Source organism: Psychrobacillus sp., from assembly GCF_056205495.1.
The window spans coordinates 1-2551 of record NZ_JBAEAP010000628.1 but is presented as its reverse complement, the minus strand read 5'-3'; the positions used below and the strand labels follow the sequence as shown (position 1 = coordinate 2551).

Below are 2551 nucleotides of genomic sequence, written 5' to 3'. Positions count from 1 at the left end.
CGTTATACCGCCTAAACTTTGTGCAGCAAGTTGGGTATAAACCCACTCTTGCCGATTATCAGCTATAATTGCTAGCCTTTCCCCTTTATAAAAATCAAAATATTCAGATAATACAATAGATAATTGATTTACTTTTTTACTGTATTCCCCCCAAGTAACCTCATGCCAAATTCCTAGCTGTTTTTGCCTGAGAGCAACCTCTTGCTCATGATTAGCAGACCTTTCCGCTAAAAGAGTGGGTAATGTTTTGTGATCCATATTAATTTCCCCTTCCTAAATAACGGCTTCTTCCCCAATATAGGCCTTTATCACAGCTGGATTTTCTTGAATTTCTGCTGGGGTTCCAAAACCAATAAGTCTACCAAAATCTAATACAGCTATATGTTCCGATAAATTCATGACAACCCCTAAGTCGTGCTCGATTAAGACTACCGTCATATTCATCGTTTCATGCATCTCTACTATAAAATGTGACATTTCATCTTTTTCCGCTTTGTTCATCCCAGCCATTGGTTCATCCAATAAGATAAGGTCAGGATTTAACGCAAGTGCCCTTCCCACCTCGACTCTCTTCTGTAAACCGTAAGGCAGCGTACCGACAGGAGTATGACGGATATCTTGAAGCTCTAAAAATTCAATTACTTCTTCTACCTTCTGTCTGTGCGCAATTTCTTCTTTTGCAGCCTTTCCAACGTACATTCCTCCGCTGATCGGTCCGGAATTCATCAATGTATGTCTTCCAAGCTTTAGGTTATCTAGCACAGACATATGGGCAAATAACGCTATATTTTGGAATGCACGAGCGATACCTAAACCTGTGCGATTATAAGGTTTCATATTTATAATTTCATGACCTTTATACAAAATGGAGCCACCAGTCGGCTGATAGAGACCACTAATACAATTCAGCATACTAGTTTTTCCAGCTCCATTTGGACCTATTAACGAAAAAATCTCACCCTTATTAATATGGTAGCTGACATCTTCTAGTGCCTTTACCCCTCCAAATTGTAAAGAGACATTTTTTATTTCTAATATAGGATCCAATATGGATACCCCCTTTTAGTTAAGCGTTTACAAGTAAGCTTTTGTTGAATATTACTTTACAAACAATAACTTTGTCAACGAATTTTATGCGACTTTATTCCTAATATTTTGTCGTTAAATGTATGAAAATGTTGAAATCCAAAGTCTTTATAGCGCTACTATTTTATTTCCTAAAAGGAAAACCTCCTATGACTAGTTCCATAGGAGGTTGTAGTAAATTCATTATTCGACAAATAATATTTATTTTTTGGATGGACGTTTAGTGATGTCATATCTGCCTCACACTTTTCTCCAGAGCCTGTTGCTACAATTAAATAGACAGAAAGTATTCTCGTTTAATCTTTTATGAAGATCAATGTTTATAAAAACATTCCTGCTATTGCAGCACTAAGTAATGATGCAAGCGCTCCTGCAATAACCGCCTTAAACCCTAATCTCGCAATGTCTGGTCTCCGGTTTGGAGCTAGGGAACCTAATCCACCTAATAATATTGCCATTGAGCTTAAATTTGCAAAACCACATAGAGCAAAACTTACGACAAGATTGGTTTTAGCAGAAAGGTTCCCCATATCATCGGTAAAAGCCTTATAAGCAACAAATTCATTCAAAACTAGCTTTTGACCAATGAAGGATCCCGCCGCTACTGCTTCTGACCAAGGTACTCCTATTGCAAAAGCCAATGGAGAGAATATGAAGCCTAATATCCCTTCTATCGTTATCTCACCATAGCCAAAGAGTCCTCCAATCCCTCCAATTAAACCATTCAAAAGAGCAATTAAGGCGATGAATGCCAATAACATAGCTCCTACATTGACTGCAAGCTTCATCCCGTCTGCGGCACCTCTTGCAGCAGCATCAATTACATTGACGTTTGAATCATCTTTTTCCATCTTGAAATCGGTGTCTTCCACAGTCTCCGTCTCAGGAAACATTAGCTTAGCCATGATCAAACCTGCTGGCGCAGCCATGAAGCTAGCGGCAAGCAAATATTCCAGTGGCACCCCTAACAAAGAATATCCTACTAAAATGGATCCTGAAACCGATGCAAGTCCGCCTGTCATCACAGCAAAAAGCTCTGAGTTTGTCATCTTTGCAATAAAGGGGCGAACAACTAGAGGAGCCTCTGTTTGCCCCACAAAAATGTTTGCTGCAGCAGATACAGACTCTGCCCTACTAGTTCCTAAAAGCTTGGAAAGTCCTCCTCCAATAATCTTTATAAAGAACTGCATGATGCCCAAGTAATACAAAACTGAAATTAAAGCTGAGAAGAAAATGATGATAGTTAACACCTGTATAACAAAGATGCTCCCAAACTCTTCCACATCAGACAATGAGCCAAACAAGAAAGATATCCCCTCATTGGCATACCCAGTTAAATTTTGAACTGCTTTGGAAAGCCCTAGTAATGCCCAGCGTCCCAAATCCCACTTCAATACCATAAATGCAAAAGCAATCTGTATAGCTAAACCAATCAGTATGGTTCGTAAATTTATCGACTTTTTAG

Annotated in this window: 3 protein-coding genes; all 3 read right to left on the bottom strand. The window is 39.0% G+C overall.

From position 1 onward, the window contains the following. On the bottom strand, window positions 1-258 hold a 258-nt coding region (locus AC06OU_RS17935; protein ID WP_475857604.1), incomplete at its 3' end, for an AMP-binding protein. Between the two features lie 15 nt (window positions 259-273). Next, window positions 274-1047: an ABC transporter ATP-binding protein gene (locus tag AC06OU_RS17930; protein ID WP_475857603.1), complete on the bottom strand. Its 774-nt coding sequence runs from the start codon at window positions 1045-1047 to the stop codon at window positions 274-276. Between the two features lie 359 nt (window positions 1048-1406). Then, window positions 1407-2551, bottom strand: a 1145-nt coding sequence (locus AC06OU_RS17925; protein ID WP_475857602.1) for a NupC/NupG family nucleoside CNT transporter, incomplete at its 5' end; no start/stop codon positions are given.